A 15,114-nucleotide genomic window follows, 5' to 3' on the forward strand; every position below is an offset into this window, starting at 1 on the left:
GCATCTTGGGCACGCTCATCGGCTGTCTGCATATACTGGGTAAGAAACCTATGCAGAGGAGGACGTCGCATGTCCAAAGAAAAGGTACGGCGCCAGCAGCCGCTGCTGTTCATCGCCCAGCCGAAGCTTGATCTGCCAAAAGCAGAAATGCAACAGGCTTTTCGTACGACAAGGGATAAAAAGGAAGAGATAAAAACAGGTGATGTTAAACCAAAGCCGGCTGGTGTATCTGTTGAAGAAATGGTAGTGGAAGAAGGTATCAGGAAATCCAAAAAAGGGGATTTCAAGGATCTTAGCATTACAGAAAAGACTAGTTACTTGTTAAATCTTCCATCTCAAATTCCTCGAATGAAATGTGAGGTAATTACGGAGGAAAATAGCTTTATTGGAACTATATCAGGGATAGAAGATGATGTGATACAGTTCAAATCTATCAGACGGCCATTTAAACGGGAAATTAAGTTATCCAGTGTTAAGGATATTAAGTTACTTGGATTCTAAAAAAAAAGTTCAATCTTGTTTTCCAAGATTGAACTTCTTTTTTTAGATAGTTGGAGCTCCTGGTGTGCCGGTAGTTCCGTTAAAAGCAGAGATGGCAGGAAGCGTTGTGATATGGCAGAAGCAGTGTAAATCGACAGTGAAGCAAAGCCCGGTTGCAGTTAAGTTTGCCACAGCTTGAACATCGATGCTATCTGGTGTCAAGTTTAAATCCGCTGGATCACGTAGCAATTCCAGAACCGCACAATCGTCTTCATATACAGTCTTTACGCGGAAATAGAAGCTTGCTGCAAGCGGTCCAAGAGTTCCTGGAGTAGCTCCCGGTACAACTCCTAATCCTCTGAAAGGTGTACCGTTCTCGGTATAGATAATGAAAGGTACTGTATCGAAACCAGTGGATCCTCCCCAGTTGCCAAGAAGATCATTGATGGATTGTTCCGCGCTTGTGGCACAGCATTCCGTGTAGATATCCTTTTGCGCATTAGCAATTTCTTTAAGGATGTCCTTGACGCAGCCTGTGCCTTTTTCACATCCACAGCTCATGATGTTTAACCCCTCTCGAATTGATAAAGTGATGACGTATCGTCTTTAATAAGATATGAGATGCCCTATGTTGTGTGTGGGCGATTTACATCTTTAAAGAATAATTCGTGGGTGTATGTGGAAGGAAAAAAATTCAATATAGGCAAAAGCTGAACACCATAACATTAATGGAACATAAACTATCTCAGAATTGAGTTTATGAAAAAGGAGTGATATTGTGTCAGAAGAAAAAAAGGTTATCCATGTTAAAAACCTCATCATCAAAGCTGACAAAGTAATATTGGATACTGACGATATAGAAAAAGATAAGCATGATCATGGCAGAAAAAAAGATCGTGACTTTGATTTCGATCCGATCTTCGGTCCTCGCCGCAAGAGAAATGATGACCATGATGATAAACACCATGATGACAAACATGATGACAAACATGATGATGATAAACATGATGACAAACATGATGGAGATAAGGGCCAAGGGCGCCGGAATTTCTGGTTCTGATCAAAGCAGCTTCGGCTGCTTTTTTATATGGTTAAAAAAGGATAAAAAAGGGGAAGGAAAGAATAAGGATATAAAAGGAGGAGAGAGCATGAGCTGGATAACACCTGTACCCGCTTATCAATATATGGACTATCAAAACAGAGTCACCGGATTGAACAGGAACAGATACACGGTAGAGAAGACAAATCCGCTAGTGTTGGACAGGAAACAAGATACATTCGAGCAGCGAGTCCAGGACCGAATTGATTATCAAGCTTCGTTGCCGGATCAGGAAAGTAAACAAGCAGGGGAAAGAACGCCCTTTGATAGACATACATTCAGTCTCCTGACCGGAAAAGGGCGTTATATAGATATTCTGTGTTAGTTTTCAATGATAAGCTCTGGTAAACAATCCTTTTGAGGGTGTCCATTCTGCATATGCAACATCTGCTGTGGCATCGAATCCTTGTTTTTGGATTTCCTGTTTCAGCCAATCAAGTGTTTTCCCGCTATTGATGACGTTATCTTCAATGATTTCTCCATCAAGGATAAAGGATACAGGAAGCGGATTGGACTGGTCCTGCAGCTTCAGATCATCCCGCGTCGGTGTCTGATAGGCGCTTTTCTTCAAAACGCTCAAACTGCCGTCCGCTTCGATGATGGCATAATCAACTTCTGATAGGGAAAAGACATTATTGGCTCGAAGCTGATGCATCAATTGGTTAAAGTCCATCTTATTCACTTTCATGTCCTTATATTGAATTTCACCTTGTGAAATGATGACAGTTGGCTTACCTTCCAGAAGTCCGCGTGTTCGTTTGAACCTTTGAGTCAATTTTTCAATGACCAGCATGAGGATTCCCCATGTAATGATGGCAACAGCAATGTGAGGGATACCGGCTTCAGGATCGAACAATGCATTCCCGAACAGTTCACCTGCTGCAACTGCAGCGATGAAATCGAATGGCGTAATTTGGTTCATTTGTGTCTTTCCAAGTATTTTCGTCAATACGAAAAGGCCAACAAAACCAAAAATCACTTCTAAAACTATCTCTAAATAAACTCCCACGTTCGTTCACACCCCTTCAAAAGAAGCATGCCCAAGGTTGGGCGACCTATACGAAAAAGACTCCCATCAAGGGAGCCTCATAGTTGTTTTATCATTGTCTTATGCGGAATACCGGCATCCATGAACGCATCGGAAACGACTGTATAACCCAATCGTTCGTAGAAAGGAATAGCGTGTGTCTGCGCGTTCAGTTTCGCCTTCTGAATGCCGCGTTTTTTCGCTTCTTCTTCCATGCCCCACATCAGCTTATTACCGTAATGCTTGCCGCGGAATTCCTTCAAGATACAGATGCGTTCCATTTTAGCGTAACCGTCAACCAGGCGCATTCTAGCTGCCGCTCCAGGTATATCGCCTTCATATCCGACGAAGTGGATGCTCTCGTTTTCCAGCTCATCAATTTCAAGGTCTGCGGGTACTTTTTGTTCGTCAACGAATACTAGAGTTCTTACTTGGAAAGCATCCTGTTGTTGGATGCTGTTTTCTGCTACGATTATGTCCATCTTCATTCCTCGCCTAACGTAAAAGTTTCTTTCACAATCCATTTCTCGTCTTCTTGCTGCTCGAGCAAATGAAATTGTGCAGCTTGTTCTTCATATTGGAATTGCTTCAGCTTCAACGTTCCATACAAGTCAGCGTATTCCCCATTTGAAAGATTCTGCGCAATCGTAATATGGGGTATGAATGCATATTCTTTTTCACCATCGAAAAACCCATGGTATAACTTCTCGTGCAATGTTTTAAGCTGCTCGGAAGGAGACACCTTGAAGTAAAGTGTATTGTGAGCAGGTGCAAACGTACTTACTTTCTCTATTTTGTAAGAGAAAGGAGCCGTTTCACGTGCAATCCGTTTCAGCTCACTCACTGCGTCGATCAGATCTTCTTCAGGCATTGTAAATGGCTGTCTCACCTTCATATGCGGTTTGATGAGTGCGTATGCGGAATCGAATCTTTTGCGGTACGAATTGGCCTCTTGCTGAACTTGATCAGATGGGAAAATTGCTATCGTGTAGTTCATCTACAGTACCTCCAATTAAGAATGAATAGCATGCGTATCGTTTGCTTTCTGTCCCTTATTATACCAGAGATAGCGCTATCTGTATGCGCTCGACATATCAGCCGAAAGCGTCTGTCAATACCCGTTTCATATCACGCTGCCAATACTTCCACGTATGGTCCGCATCCTCCAATTCACGGTACGTATAGTCCACAGTCTTTGAATGGAAGTATTCCTGTAAGCTGCGATTTGGTTCCACAAAGTCCATCTCTTTGCCGAAGGAAGTAGGAACAGAAGTCTCGTTCGTTCCAATCGTGTGATAAATGGACAGGCTATCCAGCTGCTTGGCATTACGTACTTCGCGCATGACAGCTTCATCCACCAATGGAGACTGCATCACAACGCCGCCAAAAGTATGGGGAAAACGAAGGGCGGCAACCAGAGAGAGTGTGCCGGCGAGAGAATCGCCCATCAATGTCCTGGTCGCACCCATATGTAATGTCGGCAGATCATCCTCAAGCACCGGCAGTACTTCATGCAATAAGAACTGCAGAAACGCTTCATGTTTCTTTCCGTCAGGATGATATTTATCAATCCGGTCATAGCGATCGCGGTAGTGAATTCCAGCAAAAACCGTATTTTTTATCTGATCGTCACTATGCAGCTGATCACTTAATGTCGCTATCCGCCCCATTTGGAAATAGTCGTTTCCATCCTGCATGATGCATAACTGGTATTTATACAGGGGAGAGAAGGACTCTGGCTTATACCAGCGCAATTCCAGGCTCTCATCCAAATAAATGCTGTCGATCATGGCACTTTCCATCTTACCATTTCGTTTCATCTGCTGAACCTCGCTTTTTGAAAGGGTTGTGATGTCATTTTAACATGAATGGAAGGAAGCGGAAGAAAAAAAGCAAATGGCAGCAGCCATTTGCTTATGAGGGAGTAACAAGGAATCGACGCAATAAACCATAACGCGGAGAAAAAATCCATGTCAGCAAAAACAGTATACCGCTTGCTGTACTCATGGAGCCGGCAATCGAAACATCGAGCAAGAGCGCTCCATAATAACCTATTATGGCACTTGATATCCCGAACAAGCAGCTGTAAAGAAGCATCATCGACAAGCGATCGGTCAGCAAGTAAGCGCAAGAGCCTGGCACCACGAGCATACTGACGACAAGGATGGCGCCGACAGCGTCAAATGAACCGACGGCTGTGATGGAAACAAGTCCCATCAACAAGTAATGAATCAAGGTGACCGGCAGGCCGAGCGTCAATGCAAGTGCTGCATCGAAGGAAGTAAGTTTCAATTCCTTATAGAAAAGCAGGATGATGAGCAAAGCAAAGATAGTGATGCATAGTAACATTGCTGTCGCTTTCGGTATCTCGAAACCTAGTATGTTTTGTGTATTCCAAGGAATGAAGGCAATCTCTCCCATGAGCGCATGCTCGACATCCAAATGGACATCCCTTGCAAATAATGATATAAGGATGACGCCGATAGCAAAGAAGGTCGTGAACACGATCCCGATACTGGCATCTTCCTGGACCCCGGCGTTATGGAGGGATTGGACGGCGAATGTTGTGACGAAACCGATGACTGTTGCACCAATCAGCATGTACATACCGTTGAGACTGTTGGCGATAAGGAAAGCGAGCACTATTCCAAGCAGTACACTATGACTGATCGCATCGGCAAGCATCGTCATCCGACGGACAATAAGGAAGCAGCCGACCATGCCGCAGCTGATGCCGACAAGACAGGCAGTCAGCAAAATCCAGCCTTCGTAAGTCATACACCTTCCTCCTTTAAGCGTTCCGTGCGAATGCGATGTGCTGTCAGTTTTTGGATGAGTCCGCGCTTCATGCCAAAAGTGAAAGATACGACAAAACAGCCGGCTGCGGTTACAACGATAAGCGGACCAGTTGCCAAGCCTGTGCTGATCGTACTGATCAGAGCCCCGGCAATGCCTGAGCAAGCTCCGATTCCACCGGCAATGATCACCATCAAGCTAAGTCGATCTGTCCAGTACCTGGCACTGATCGCTGGAATGATGAGCAAAGCAGCCATGAGGATCACACCGACTGCCTGGATGCCGATCACGACTGTTATGACAAGCAGGGTGGAAAAGAGCGTCTCGAGCAAACCGACTGGCAATCCGCTATTTTTAGCAAAGTCGGGATCGAAAATCAGCAGCTTCCATTCTTTGAATAGAAGGAATGCAATAAGGATCAAGGCTCCCGCCACACCAGCCATCGTATAGACATCATTTCTTGTCATGGCAGCTGCCTGACCGAATATGAAATTATCCAGACCGCTCTTATTGCCATCTGCCTGCCGAGTGATCCGGGTCAGCAGGACAATGCCCATCCCGAAGAAAACACTCAGTACCATACAAATGGCCGCATCTTTTTTTATCCGCGTCGTTGAGGTGATCAACTGAATCAAATAAGTTGCCAAAAGACCAGTAGCCGTAGCACCTATCAAGAGGAACAGCAGCTGCTTTTCGCCTATGAAAAGATAAGCGATACAGATACCAGGCAGTGCTGCATGCGCTACTGCGTCACCAATCAGGCTTTGTTTTTTTAGCAGGGCAAAGCTTCCAAGGACGCCGCTGGCAATCCCGAGCAACATCGTGCTGAGGACGACCCACTGGGTATTCGGCTGATGCAGCAGACTATTCCACATTTCCTGTATCATGTCATCACCCGCTTCTCTGTTCGCCGGGTGCTGTGAAGAATGCCAGCGTACCGCCATATGTTTTTTGCAGCAATTCTTTGGTAAAAACTTCTTCGGTCGGGCCGTTCGCAATGACGGTCCGATTTAGAAGAAGTGTGTGGTCGAAGTATTCCGGAACGGTTTGGAGATCGTGGTGGACGACAATGACAGTCTTGCCTTTTTTCTTCAATTCCCGCAGCAAATCAATAATTGCTTTTTCGGTCTTGGCATCCACTCCGACGAATGGTTCATCCATGAAATAAACTTCCGCATCCTGGACGAGAGCCCGCGCCAGGAATACGCGCTGCTGCTGCCCACCTGAAAGCTGCCGGATCTGTCTGTCCGCATATTCCTCCATGCCAAGCTTTTGCAGCGCTTCTTTTGCCAAGGCGATATCTTGCTTGGATGGCCGCCTGAACCAGCCGATGTGGCCATACCGACCCATCAAGATGACATCCAGGGCATTCGTGGGAAAGTCCCAATCGACCGATCCTCGCTGTGGAACATAGCCTACAATCCGATTTTTCGGATTATAAGGCTTTCCGAGTATAGAGATCTCTCCGGAAGAACGTTTCAGCATACCGAGTACAGCTTTGATCAATGTTGATTTACCAGCACCGTTCGGACCGACAATGGCCGTCAGGCTTTCCTTGGGAATGGCCATCTCAACCTGTTCCAGTACAGCTTTCCTATCATAAGCGACATGTAGATTCCTTACTTCCAGTGCATCCATTTGTCATCCCCCTATTTCAAAGCTTCTACAATGGTGTCGACATTGTGTCGGTACATACCGATATAGGTACCTTCTTCTGTTCCTTCCTCTCCCATGGCATCAGAATAGAGTTCGCCGCCGATTTTGACATCATGGCCAGCTTCCTTGGCGCCATCAATCACAGCATTGATCGATTTTTCGGATACACTCGACTCTACAAACACAGCACCGATTTTTCGCTCCGTCAACGTATCAACCAATCTTTGAATGTCTGCCAAACCGAATTCAGAGTCGGTTGATAATCCTTGCAATCCCATTACTTCCATATCATAAGCCTCGCCGAAGTAGTTAAAGGCATCATGTGCTGTCACAAGGACGCGCCGTTCTTCTGGAATGGAAGTCATTTGCTCCTCAGCATAGCTCTTCAACTCATCCAGCTCCTCGAAATAAGCAGCTTCATTCGCTTCGTAATCTGCTTTATTATCTGGATCCTCTTTTATGAAAGTATCCGTAATATTACTGATTGCATCTTTCCAGATGGCAATATCAAACCAAATATGAGGGTCTGAAAGGCTGGCATCCTCAGCATCCGATAAAAGAAGCGCACTATCAATAGCGTCACCGATTGCTACCGTAGGGGTTTCTTTTTGCATATTTTCAAAGACCTCAAGCATCTGCCCCTCCAAGTGCAGCCCGTTGTAGAGGATCACATCAGCGTCCTGCAGTTTTTTAATATCACTCTGTGTTGCTTCGTACAAATGAGGATCGATTCCCGGCCCCATCAGACTTTCAACTTTCACGTGATCGCCGCCAATCTGCATCGCAGCATCCGCAATTTGAGCGATTGTCGTTGTCACTTGTAATTTATCTTCCTCAGCACCGGAACCAGAAGCAGAATCGGAAGCACCACACCCAGCAAGCAAAAACACGACCAACAAGGGAGAAACGAAAGAAAACAGCTTTTTCACGTAAGACACTCCTTTTCGGTAAATTCAAATCTTTAGTCATATGCATATGTTTTTCCTTAGTGCAAAATTATAGTATGTGCGTGGGAAAGTCAAGTGCATATCTACAAAAGATAATCATTTGGGAAAATAAATTTACCTAAGGAAAAAAACGACATGTTTCACATGAAAATTATGGTAATATGGAGGAAGGGGGCGATATCAATGGGAAATTTGAAAGGAATCATGCAAGTTTTGAAGCTTGCCGAGAAGCTTAAAATTGAGATGAGGCACAGCTGGCTGTCCAATGGCAGACAGGAGAGTGTTGCAGAGCATACATGGCGTGTAGGTTTGATGGCTGTGCTATTGGAACCATACATAGAAGAAAAATTCGATATGGCAAAATTGCTGAAGATGATCATGATCCACGACCTTGTCGAAGCAGAGGCAAAAGACATCCCCGCATTCGATACGCTTTACGACGCAAAAAGAAAAGAACAGAAGCGTCTGGCAGAGGAAAATGCAATGGATAATATCAAATCGATTCTGGCAGAGGGGCCGGGGAATGAACTGCAGGCACTTTGGCTCGAATTCGAAGCAAAAGAAACATTCGAAGCAAAAATAGCGAACGCCCTGGATAAGCTGGAAGCGCAGCTGCAGCATAACGAAGCTTCGATGGATACATGGCTTGAAATAGAAAAGGAAATGATTTATTTGTTAAAACCGCATACCGAATTCCATCCAGTACTTGAGGAGCTGCGGCAAGTGATCGTTGCAGAGGCAGAAGCTAAATTGAGAGCGAATGGTTTTGGCCAAACTGCAGGGGTTACAAAGTGATCAAGGGGATAAGCCATATCACTTTTGTTGTCAAGGATCTCAAGCGAACTGCGGACCTTTTCAAAGAAGTCCTGGATGCAGAAGAAGTATACGACAGCGGCGATGAAAGCCATTCCTTATATCCTGAGAAATTCCTCCTGATTGGTGGACAATGGATTGCTGTCATGCAGGCAGAGGAAATTGTGAAACGGACATATCACCATGTTGCATTTGAAGTGAATGTTGCAGATTTTGAAATGTACAAAGATAGGATAGAAAAAGCAGGTTTGGAAATAAGGTCATCGCGCACCCGGATTTCCGGTGAAGGGATGTCCGTTTACTTTTATGATTATGATCATAATCTTTTTGAACTGCATGCGGGAACATTGCAAGAACGGCTGGAATCATACAAAAAGGATGAAGCTTGATTTAGCTTCACCCTTATTCCTGGTTTTCCAAGTAAGGCAATATAATAGATTCAAATGTGTCTGGATTGGTGACAATCCGATTCACATAATAGGCATCATCCTTCGGTGTGATGGACTGCGGCGCAAGAATGGCGGCTTGTTCAAAGCCAGCATCTTTGACAACTTTAGCGACCTTGTCGTTCGTATTTCCATACGGATAAGCGAAAGTGATAGGGTCGATATCCAGATGTTCTTTGATAGCGATTTTACTTTTTTCTAAGTCCTTGGCGAAATCATCCAGATTTTCATCATCCAGGAACAACGGCTTGTCTGCTTCCAGTCGATGCATATCATAGGTATGTGAACCGATTGTCGCCAGGCCGCTATCCACCATTTCCTCCAGCTGCGGCCAGGTGGCCATCTGCAAATTCTGGAAGTCCTTATCTCCGACATGTCCTGCTATGACATACAACGTGAAAGGTACATTTTCTCTTTCCAAAATCGGGAAAGCATTCTCATACACAGTGCGATCAATATCATCAAAATTGATCCACACGCAACGATCCGGAAAAGTGCCTTCTTTCTGGTAGTGGCTGATGTCCTCAGCTGTAACGAAGGTTGCATCCAAGCTTTTAAGCTTTTTGAGCTGTGCTTCAAAGTCATCTGTATAGACGCTGTAGCGTGTCAATTCGTCGGAACGAGTGACGAAAGATACGGTTTTATTAAAAAGAGTCGGACGCCTGATTCGATGGTAGTTCAGCCCAAGGCAGCCACCTTTGTTCAAGGCATGATCGACTTTTGTTTTTTCTTCCACATCAGCCTCGAATAAGTGAATGGCGCGGAATGTTATCAATCCTGCAATCATCAAACCGACTAGGATCAGCAGAATCCTTCTCATTTTTCCAGATCCCTTACTGGATTTTTTTCGAATTCAATGTAATTACTCATTTGCAGCTTCTTGATCGTTTCGATAGGGATGAGATCGAGCTTTTCCAAATCTTCCACGGTGGCGGGCATGGGTTGCTTGCGGCGTGTCTTGCTACCGAAACGTTTTTTATTATACGTCCTCCAGAATATGAGGTAGAGGAGGAAGAATACGAAAATGCATACGCCGGTCAGCATGAATGTCCGAACCTCGGCATTCGACGTTTTGAAGGCGATTTTTAAGATGCCGCTATATCGATCGTTCGTATCGAATAAAGCAGCAGCGAAGAACCAGACGACAAACAGACTATAAATCCAAATTAGCAATGTGAATAGAAGGCTGACGACAAAACGCGGCAAAGGCTGTTTTTCCAGGATGATTACTTGTTTCTGCCGATTCCGCGGTCTGGGCTTTTCCATGTTGCATAGCCTCCTTTATAACGTGATGCAATGGCTCGTGGAAATGCACTCATGACGACACCAGTATTGACGATCCAATAAATAGCCGGATACCAGGATGCCCACAAATAAAATCGTTTTACTTTGTCGTATTTTGAATCGATCTGTAATGAAATGAACAACTGAATCAGACTCATGAATACAAGCGCAAACGAAGTGAATGTAATCCAGATGAGCATTTCCTGGAAAGCTTCTGCTGTCAGCAGAAGTGTGACCGTGACGAACAGCCAAGCAAACGCCCAGAATGTACTGATCCATTGCTCTAAGTAAACGATCCAGATGCGGCGCTGATTCCAGTGGAACAATACGCGCCAATGCCGCAGCATGACTTCCTGACCGCCCTGCGCCCAGCGGACGCGCTGCTTCCAAATTCCCTTCAGACTCTCCGGTACAAGCATCCAGCACAGCGCCCGCGGCTCATAGCGAATATCCCAGAAACGCTGCTGCAGCTTCCAGCTGACAGCGATATCCTCGGTGATCATATCCCGGTCCCATAAACCGACATCCAAAAGCGCTCGCTTACGGTAGGCCACAACAACCCCCGAAACGGTCATAACTTTCCCGAGGATTCGCTGTGTCCGCTTAATCGCACCAATAATGGAAGAGTACTCCACAAGCTGCATCCGGCTCAGCAGCGTATTGCGGTTTCGGATGCGCGGATTACCGGTAACTGCACCAAGACGCTCTCCCTTATGCAGAAAATGATGGATCAAATAGTAAGGCGCATCATTATCAAGAATCGCATCCGAGTCCAAACAAAGCAAGAACTCGCCCCGGGCAGCGTGTGCACCAAGATGCAGCGCATTCGCTTTTCCCCGATTCTCATACGACTGGATGACCCGAATGCTCAGATGTTTCCGGCTGAGCCGTTTCAGTATGGCAGCCGTATCGTCCTTGCTGCCATCATTTATCAAAATGATCTCTTTCTTTGGATAATCCAGCCTCAACAGATTATCCAATGTTTCTTCAATTGTATCTTGCTCATTATAACAAGGGACCAAAAAACTGATCAGAGGCCAATCGACCTTCTCAAAATCAATTTTTTGGTCTTTATCACGAAACCAAATATAGACAAGCGTACCAGCAATCCAAAACAGCGACATGATAATCGGGTACCAAAAGACGAAACTAGCGATGCCGTTCAGCCCTGGTACAAAAACTTCATCAAACATGTACTTGCCCACCTTAATGTATTTTGCGCTATCAAAGTATAATAGATTGCTTGAAAAAAGGCACGAGGAATTTTGTGGTTAAATAGTTAGGCTTTTACTGTCGATAGTCAATTAAAGCAGCTGTTAATTATTCAATCAGCAGGAAAGAAGAGGGAGGTTGTCAAAAGAATGATTTACATGAAAGCATGAAAACAAATCGACCGGCAGCTGCCGGTCGATCACTGTCTTAGATAACTAAGGATGTGTAATCTCAATTGCATCATTTTCAGGAGTCAAGAAGTCATCTTTTGCTGAGGCCATACCGTAATCGAGTTGAATCTTAGCATATTCAAACGAGTCGTCTTCTTTCACAACTACTAAAAGCTCAATATCATCCCTCAACGACATATCCACTGGGTCATGAAACTTTATGCCAAGTGTTTTCTTCATGTCTGCTTCTTCTGAGTAAGGATGGAAGAAATAGGCCCTTTTCCAGTCATATGTAATAAGATCTCCTAAAAATATGGAATCTCTATGACCTTCCTTTACTTTTTCATTCAAGCTCACTTCCAAATTAGTATCATGCTTGACATAGAAGTATGGCAGGGCAACATCAATCAGAATTCCTGCAAAGAGAAGAATCACCCCGAGGGTAACTATAACTTTCCTTTTCGTAACGATAGACACCAACCTCATTATTTACAGTATATTCCTATTGTAGCAAAAATATATGGTTTTTTGTCAAAAAAACAGAACACACCGTAACTGTTGGTATGTTCTGTCTAATTTTATATTCTACTTTTAATTTTCCATACCTAGCTTTTTGGCTGTCGCTCTTTTGCTGCCGGTATCATTTTTCCTTCTCAAGAAAAAGGCCATGATCAAACCAATTGCCGATAGAATGACTGCTGCAAGGAACGCGGCGTCCATACCAGTCACCTGCGCATCGGCAGGATTTGTGAAATCACCATATTTAATCGTATTCGTCATGACGGTGATTAAAATTGCTGTACCGATCGAACCACCGACTTGGCGGAATGTGTTGTTCATCGCCGTCGCGTGCGGGATCAAGTGGTTTGGTAAAGCATTGATCCCGGCGGTCGTGAGCGGCATCATGACGAGCGCTGTACCAGCCATACGCAGTGCATAGATAATCACGATGAAGGTGAGGGACGTATCCAGTTCAAGGAAAGCAAACGGGATAGTCGTCACTGTCATCAAGAAGAAACCGATGATGGCAAGCAGCTTCGCGCCTATTTTATCAAAAATCGCCCCGACGAATGGAGACAAGATACCCATCACAATCGCCCCTGGCAGCAGCATCAATCCGGAATGGAATGCACTCACATCACGCAGGTTTTGCGTATACAATGGCAGGATCGTTTCTGTCCCGATCATCAATCCGAAGACGAGCATTCCCATGATCGTCGTAATCGTGAAGGTGAAGTTCTTGAACACACGGAATTCCAGCAATGGTTTTTCGAGCTGAAGCTGTCTGATGATGAACATAATCAGTGACAGCGCACCCACGCCGAGTGTGCCCATGACTTCCCAATTGACCCAGCCGTTCGTACCAGCGGAGCTGAAGCCATATAAAATACCACCGAAACCGATTGAAGAGTAAACAACGGAAAGCACATCGATTTTGGATTCCTTCAATGTCGTGACATTTTTCAAAATGAAGATAGCCAAAACCAAATCGATCACAGCAACCGGCAAGACAATATAGAACAAGTAATGCCAAGAGAAACTGTCGACAATCCAGCCGCTAAGAGTAGGGCCGATTGCTGGAGCAAACGCGATGACGAGACCGAACATCCCCATCGCTGTCCCGCGCTTTTCTGGCGGGAAGATCGTCAAAAAGACAGTCTGCATGAGCGGCATCATGATACCTGCACCGATTGCCTGGATGATACGGGCTACAAGCAAAAGACTGAACGTTGGAGCAACTGCTGCAACCAATGTCCCGATGCTGAAGGTTGCCATCGCAAACAGGAACAGTCTCCGCGTTGAATATTTTTCTATCAAGAATGCCGTTATCGGAATAAGAATCCCGTTTGTAAGCATGAATGCAGTTGTCAGCCATTGCACTTGGTCAGCTGTGATATCGAAATCACTCATAATATGGGGCAAAGCTGTAACCAATAATGTCTGGTTCAAAATCGTCACGAAAGCTCCGATGATGAAAATCGTCACCGTCGCCTTTCGATTGATCTGAGCAGTTTGATTAGCCATTATAATCCTCCTTATAGCAGCAACCGAATGGCTCGGATACTTTCTTTTAATATGTTGTGTTGATCTAAATAAGTAAGCAGTGCATCAATCAGATAGGAAGCAGGTTCCTCTTTGGCTAGTTCCTTCTCCAGATGATCAACAGCCTCTGTCAGCGATTTATCCTGTAGATCGTTTGCTGTTATCTCATGGATTTGCAGCAATATCGTATGCAGCAGCTTTTCTTTCCCCGGAGCTTCGGGCAAATCTGCGTGAAAATGAAGCTGGATGTGCTTCTCATTCAATAGAGGAGGACGCGTCAGCTTATCTGCGACAATAACATCCATCACCAGCTTGACCTCATGCGCAACTTCAGCCGGCTCACGCAAGATTGCGCCATCTGCCATCATTTTTAGATACGGATTCAGCAGTCCAAGCAGATTGAGAGTCATATCCCATTTGAAAGGTTCTATCTTCTTTCCATAAAGATTCAAAAGCATGTCCTGATGCCATTTAATAAGAATGCCCCGAACATTGTTCATATGCTGATGAAGATCTGACGATTCCTTGAAAGGAGGAGAGAACATAAGCATTTGGATCAAATGCTTGTTTTCTCTGAAAGAATCAATCTCCATCACAATCTTCCGCTCAAAACGTATATCCGGTGTCAAGCTCTTATCTGCCTCGATCAAAGCAGCTTTATTCCTCAATTGCTCATGATTGTTTTTGATAAGCTCATTCAGCAGCTCCTCCTTCGAACTGAACAACTTATAAATGGAAGCCTTTGATATCTTACAATCCTCTGCAATCGACTGCATCGACACCTGCTGGAATCCAAACTCCGCAAATTTCCGCTTTGCAACCATTAAGATCTCCGTTTTCCGATCCATCACATTCCCTCACTTAGAAAAACTAATGAGTTTTATAAAAACCCCTGGGTTACTTTTGCTACTATACGCCCCTTAAAATGGAAAGTCAATACACCTGTTTTATGTTACCCAAAATAACTTTACTTAAAAGCGTTGACAAACCTTAAGTTATTTAATAGAATAATACAAGACGTTACATTACATATTGATTCCGTAGCTCAGCTGGGAGAGCACTACCTTGACAGGGTAGGGGTCGTTGGTTCGAGTCCAATCGGAATCACTACACGCAGTAGCCCGCCATATGGCGGGTTTTT

At 44.7% G+C, this 15,114-nt stretch carries 20 protein-coding genes and 1 tRNA gene; 6 read left to right on the top strand and 15 right to left on the bottom strand.

The features are described from left to right. The first annotated feature begins 69 nt into the window (after positions 1-69). Complete coding sequence (locus AB1K91_RS05660; RefSeq protein ID WP_413088807.1) at positions 70-501, top strand: CotO family spore coat protein; 432 nt, start codon at positions 70-72, stop codon at positions 499-501. A 42-nt stretch (positions 502-543) separates the two neighbouring features. Here AB1K91_RS05660 and AB1K91_RS05665 read toward each other — a convergent pair whose 3' ends face one another. Beyond that, positions 544-1,041, bottom strand: coding sequence for a CotY/CotZ family spore coat protein (locus tag AB1K91_RS05665; protein WP_413088808.1), 498 nt, complete (start codon positions 1,039-1,041; stop codon positions 544-546). A 217-nt stretch (positions 1,042-1,258) separates the two neighbouring features. On the opposite strand from AB1K91_RS05665, the gene AB1K91_RS05670 reads away from it, so the two are divergent. Then, a complete protein-coding gene (locus AB1K91_RS05670) occupies positions 1,259-1,540 on the top strand; it encodes a hypothetical protein (RefSeq protein ID WP_413088809.1) in 282 nt (93 codons plus the stop codon). 88 nt (positions 1,541-1,628) lie between these two features. Beyond that, positions 1,629-1,904: a hypothetical protein gene (locus AB1K91_RS05675; RefSeq protein WP_413088810.1), complete on the top strand. Its 276-nt coding sequence runs from the start codon at positions 1,629-1,631 to the stop codon at positions 1,902-1,904. A gap of 3 nt (positions 1,905-1,907) precedes the next feature. Here AB1K91_RS05675 and AB1K91_RS05680 read toward each other — a convergent pair whose 3' ends face one another. The 8 genes from AB1K91_RS05680 to AB1K91_RS05715 all read right to left on the bottom strand — a co-directional run bounded on the left by AB1K91_RS05680 (position 1,908) and on the right by AB1K91_RS05715 (position 7,987). Continuing rightward, positions 1,908-2,588 (bottom strand): DUF421 domain-containing protein, encoded by a 681-nt coding sequence (locus AB1K91_RS05680; protein ID WP_413088811.1) that lies wholly within the window; start codon positions 2,586-2,588, stop codon positions 1,908-1,910. A gap of 77 nt (positions 2,589-2,665) precedes the next feature. Further along, a complete protein-coding gene (locus tag AB1K91_RS05685; protein WP_413088812.1) occupies positions 2,666-3,088 on the bottom strand; it encodes a GNAT family N-acetyltransferase in 423 nt (140 codons plus the stop codon). A 2-nt stretch (positions 3,089-3,090) separates the two neighbouring features. Continuing rightward, the gene (locus tag AB1K91_RS05690; RefSeq protein WP_413088813.1) at positions 3,091-3,603 is read right to left on the bottom strand and encodes a 2'-5' RNA ligase family protein; all 513 of its coding nucleotides are present in this window, start codon (positions 3,601-3,603) and stop codon (positions 3,091-3,093) included. A 97-nt stretch (positions 3,604-3,700) separates the two neighbouring features. Beyond that, positions 3,701-4,426, bottom strand: coding sequence for an alpha/beta hydrolase (locus tag AB1K91_RS05695; protein ID WP_413088814.1), 726 nt, complete (start codon positions 4,424-4,426; stop codon positions 3,701-3,703). Between the two features lie 94 nt (positions 4,427-4,520). Next, positions 4,521-5,384 carry a metal ABC transporter permease gene (locus AB1K91_RS05700; protein WP_413088815.1) on the bottom strand — a complete coding sequence of 288 codons (864 nt, stop codon included), beginning with the start codon at positions 5,382-5,384 and terminating at the stop codon, positions 4,521-4,523. Continuing rightward, a complete protein-coding gene (locus tag AB1K91_RS05705; RefSeq protein ID WP_413088816.1) occupies positions 5,381-6,289 on the bottom strand; it encodes a metal ABC transporter permease in 909 nt (302 codons plus the stop codon). Before AB1K91_RS05705 ends, AB1K91_RS05700 begins: the two co-directional genes overlap by 4 nt. 4 nt (positions 6,290-6,293) lie before the next feature. Beyond that, positions 6,294-7,040: a metal ABC transporter ATP-binding protein gene (locus AB1K91_RS05710; protein WP_413088817.1), complete on the bottom strand. Its 747-nt coding sequence runs from the start codon at positions 7,038-7,040 to the stop codon at positions 6,294-6,296. 11 nt (positions 7,041-7,051) lie between these two features. Next, positions 7,052-7,987, bottom strand: coding sequence for a metal ABC transporter solute-binding protein, Zn/Mn family (locus AB1K91_RS05715; RefSeq protein ID WP_413088818.1), 936 nt, complete (start codon positions 7,985-7,987; stop codon positions 7,052-7,054). A gap of 201 nt (positions 7,988-8,188) precedes the next feature. Here AB1K91_RS05715 and AB1K91_RS05720 point away from each other — a divergent pair, with 201 nt between their 5' ends. Both AB1K91_RS05720 and fosX read left to right on the top strand, forming a co-directional pair. After that, the gene (locus AB1K91_RS05720; protein ID WP_413088819.1) at positions 8,189-8,800 is read left to right on the top strand and encodes an HD domain-containing protein; all 612 of its coding nucleotides are present in this window, start codon (positions 8,189-8,191) and stop codon (positions 8,798-8,800) included. Continuing rightward, positions 8,797-9,207 carry a FosX/FosE/FosI family fosfomycin resistance hydrolase gene (fosX, locus tag AB1K91_RS05725; protein ID WP_413088820.1) on the top strand — a complete coding sequence of 137 codons (411 nt, stop codon included), beginning with the start codon at positions 8,797-8,799 and terminating at the stop codon, positions 9,205-9,207. Before AB1K91_RS05720 ends, fosX begins: the two co-directional genes overlap by 4 nt. A gap of 13 nt (positions 9,208-9,220) precedes the next feature. Here the strand turns inward: fosX and AB1K91_RS05730 are convergent, their stop codons facing one another. From AB1K91_RS05730 to AB1K91_RS05755, 6 genes are all read right to left on the bottom strand, one after another. After that, on the bottom strand, positions 9,221-10,084 hold the full coding sequence (locus AB1K91_RS05730; RefSeq protein WP_413088821.1) for a polysaccharide deacetylase family protein: 864 nt from the start codon (positions 10,082-10,084) through the stop codon (positions 9,221-9,223). Continuing rightward, positions 10,081-10,530, bottom strand: coding sequence for a poly-beta-1,6-N-acetyl-D-glucosamine biosynthesis protein PgaD (gene pgaD / locus AB1K91_RS05735; RefSeq protein WP_413088822.1), 450 nt, complete (start codon positions 10,528-10,530; stop codon positions 10,081-10,083). The genes AB1K91_RS05730 and pgaD overlap by 4 nt, the downstream gene beginning before the upstream one ends. Next, the gene (gene pgaC / locus AB1K91_RS05740) at positions 10,491-11,741 is read right to left on the bottom strand and encodes a poly-beta-1,6-N-acetyl-D-glucosamine synthase (protein ID WP_413088823.1); all 1,251 of its coding nucleotides are present in this window, start codon (positions 11,739-11,741) and stop codon (positions 10,491-10,493) included. The genes pgaD and pgaC overlap by 40 nt, the downstream gene beginning before the upstream one ends. 234 nt (positions 11,742-11,975) lie before the next feature. Then, a complete protein-coding gene (locus tag AB1K91_RS05745; protein ID WP_413088824.1) occupies positions 11,976-12,407 on the bottom strand; it encodes a hypothetical protein in 432 nt (143 codons plus the stop codon). 114 nt (positions 12,408-12,521) lie between these two features. Next, positions 12,522-13,955, bottom strand: coding sequence for an MDR family MFS transporter (locus AB1K91_RS05750; protein ID WP_413088825.1), 1,434 nt, complete (start codon positions 13,953-13,955; stop codon positions 12,522-12,524). Between the two features lie 11 nt (positions 13,956-13,966). Next, positions 13,967-14,821 (bottom strand): TetR/AcrR family transcriptional regulator, encoded by an 855-nt coding sequence (locus tag AB1K91_RS05755; protein WP_413088826.1) that lies wholly within the window; start codon positions 14,819-14,821, stop codon positions 13,967-13,969. A 186-nt stretch (positions 14,822-15,007) separates the two neighbouring features. Here AB1K91_RS05755 and AB1K91_RS05760 point away from each other — a divergent pair. Beyond that, positions 15,008-15,080, top strand: a tRNA-Val gene (locus tag AB1K91_RS05760). Positions 15,081-15,114: the final 34 nt, after the last annotated feature.

The organism is Terribacillus jepli, from assembly GCF_047228925.1.
Lineage (GTDB): Bacteria > Bacillota > Bacilli > Bacillales > Amphibacillaceae > Terribacillus.

Bases quoted from the DNA above. Each gene is read 5' to 3' on its own strand.
- AB1K91_RS05685 (WP_413088812.1), bottom strand. From the start codon at position 3,088: ATGGACATAATCGTAGCAGAAAACAGCATCCAACAACAGGATGCTTTC.
- AB1K91_RS05730 (WP_413088821.1), bottom strand. From the start codon at position 10,084: ATGAGAAGGATTCTGCTGATCCTAGTCGGTTTGATGATTGCAGGATTG.
- pgaC (WP_413088823.1), bottom strand. From the start codon at position 11,741: ATGTTTGATGAAGTTTTTGTACCAGGGCTGAACGGCATCGCTAGTTTC.
- AB1K91_RS05705 (WP_413088816.1), bottom strand. From the start codon at position 6,289: ATGATACAGGAAATGTGGAATAGTCTGCTGCATCAGCCGAATACCCAG.
- AB1K91_RS05710 (WP_413088817.1), bottom strand. From the start codon at position 7,040: ATGGATGCACTGGAAGTAAGGAATCTACATGTCGCTTATGATAGGAAA.
- AB1K91_RS05700 (WP_413088815.1), bottom strand. From the start codon at position 5,384: ATGACTTACGAAGGCTGGATTTTGCTGACTGCCTGTCTTGTCGGCATC.
- AB1K91_RS05660 (WP_413088807.1), top strand. From the start codon at position 70: ATGTCCAAAGAAAAGGTACGGCGCCAGCAGCCGCTGCTGTTCATCGCC.
- AB1K91_RS05695 (WP_413088814.1), bottom strand. From the start codon at position 4,426: ATGAAACGAAATGGTAAGATGGAAAGTGCCATGATCGACAGCATTTAT.
- AB1K91_RS05755 (WP_413088826.1), bottom strand. From the start codon at position 14,821: ATGGATCGGAAAACGGAGATCTTAATGGTTGCAAAGCGGAAATTTGCG.
- pgaD (WP_413088822.1), bottom strand. From the start codon at position 10,530: ATGGAAAAGCCCAGACCGCGGAATCGGCAGAAACAAGTAATCATCCTG.
- AB1K91_RS05720 (WP_413088819.1), top strand. From the start codon at position 8,189: ATGGGAAATTTGAAAGGAATCATGCAAGTTTTGAAGCTTGCCGAGAAG.
- AB1K91_RS05750 (WP_413088825.1), bottom strand. From the start codon at position 13,955: ATGGCTAATCAAACTGCTCAGATCAATCGAAAGGCGACGGTGACGATT.
- AB1K91_RS05675 (WP_413088810.1), top strand. From the start codon at position 1,629: ATGAGCTGGATAACACCTGTACCCGCTTATCAATATATGGACTATCAA.
- AB1K91_RS05665 (WP_413088808.1), bottom strand. From the start codon at position 1,041: ATGAGCTGTGGATGTGAAAAAGGCACAGGCTGCGTCAAGGACATCCTT.
- AB1K91_RS05690 (WP_413088813.1), bottom strand. From the start codon at position 3,603: ATGAACTACACGATAGCAATTTTCCCATCTGATCAAGTTCAGCAAGAG.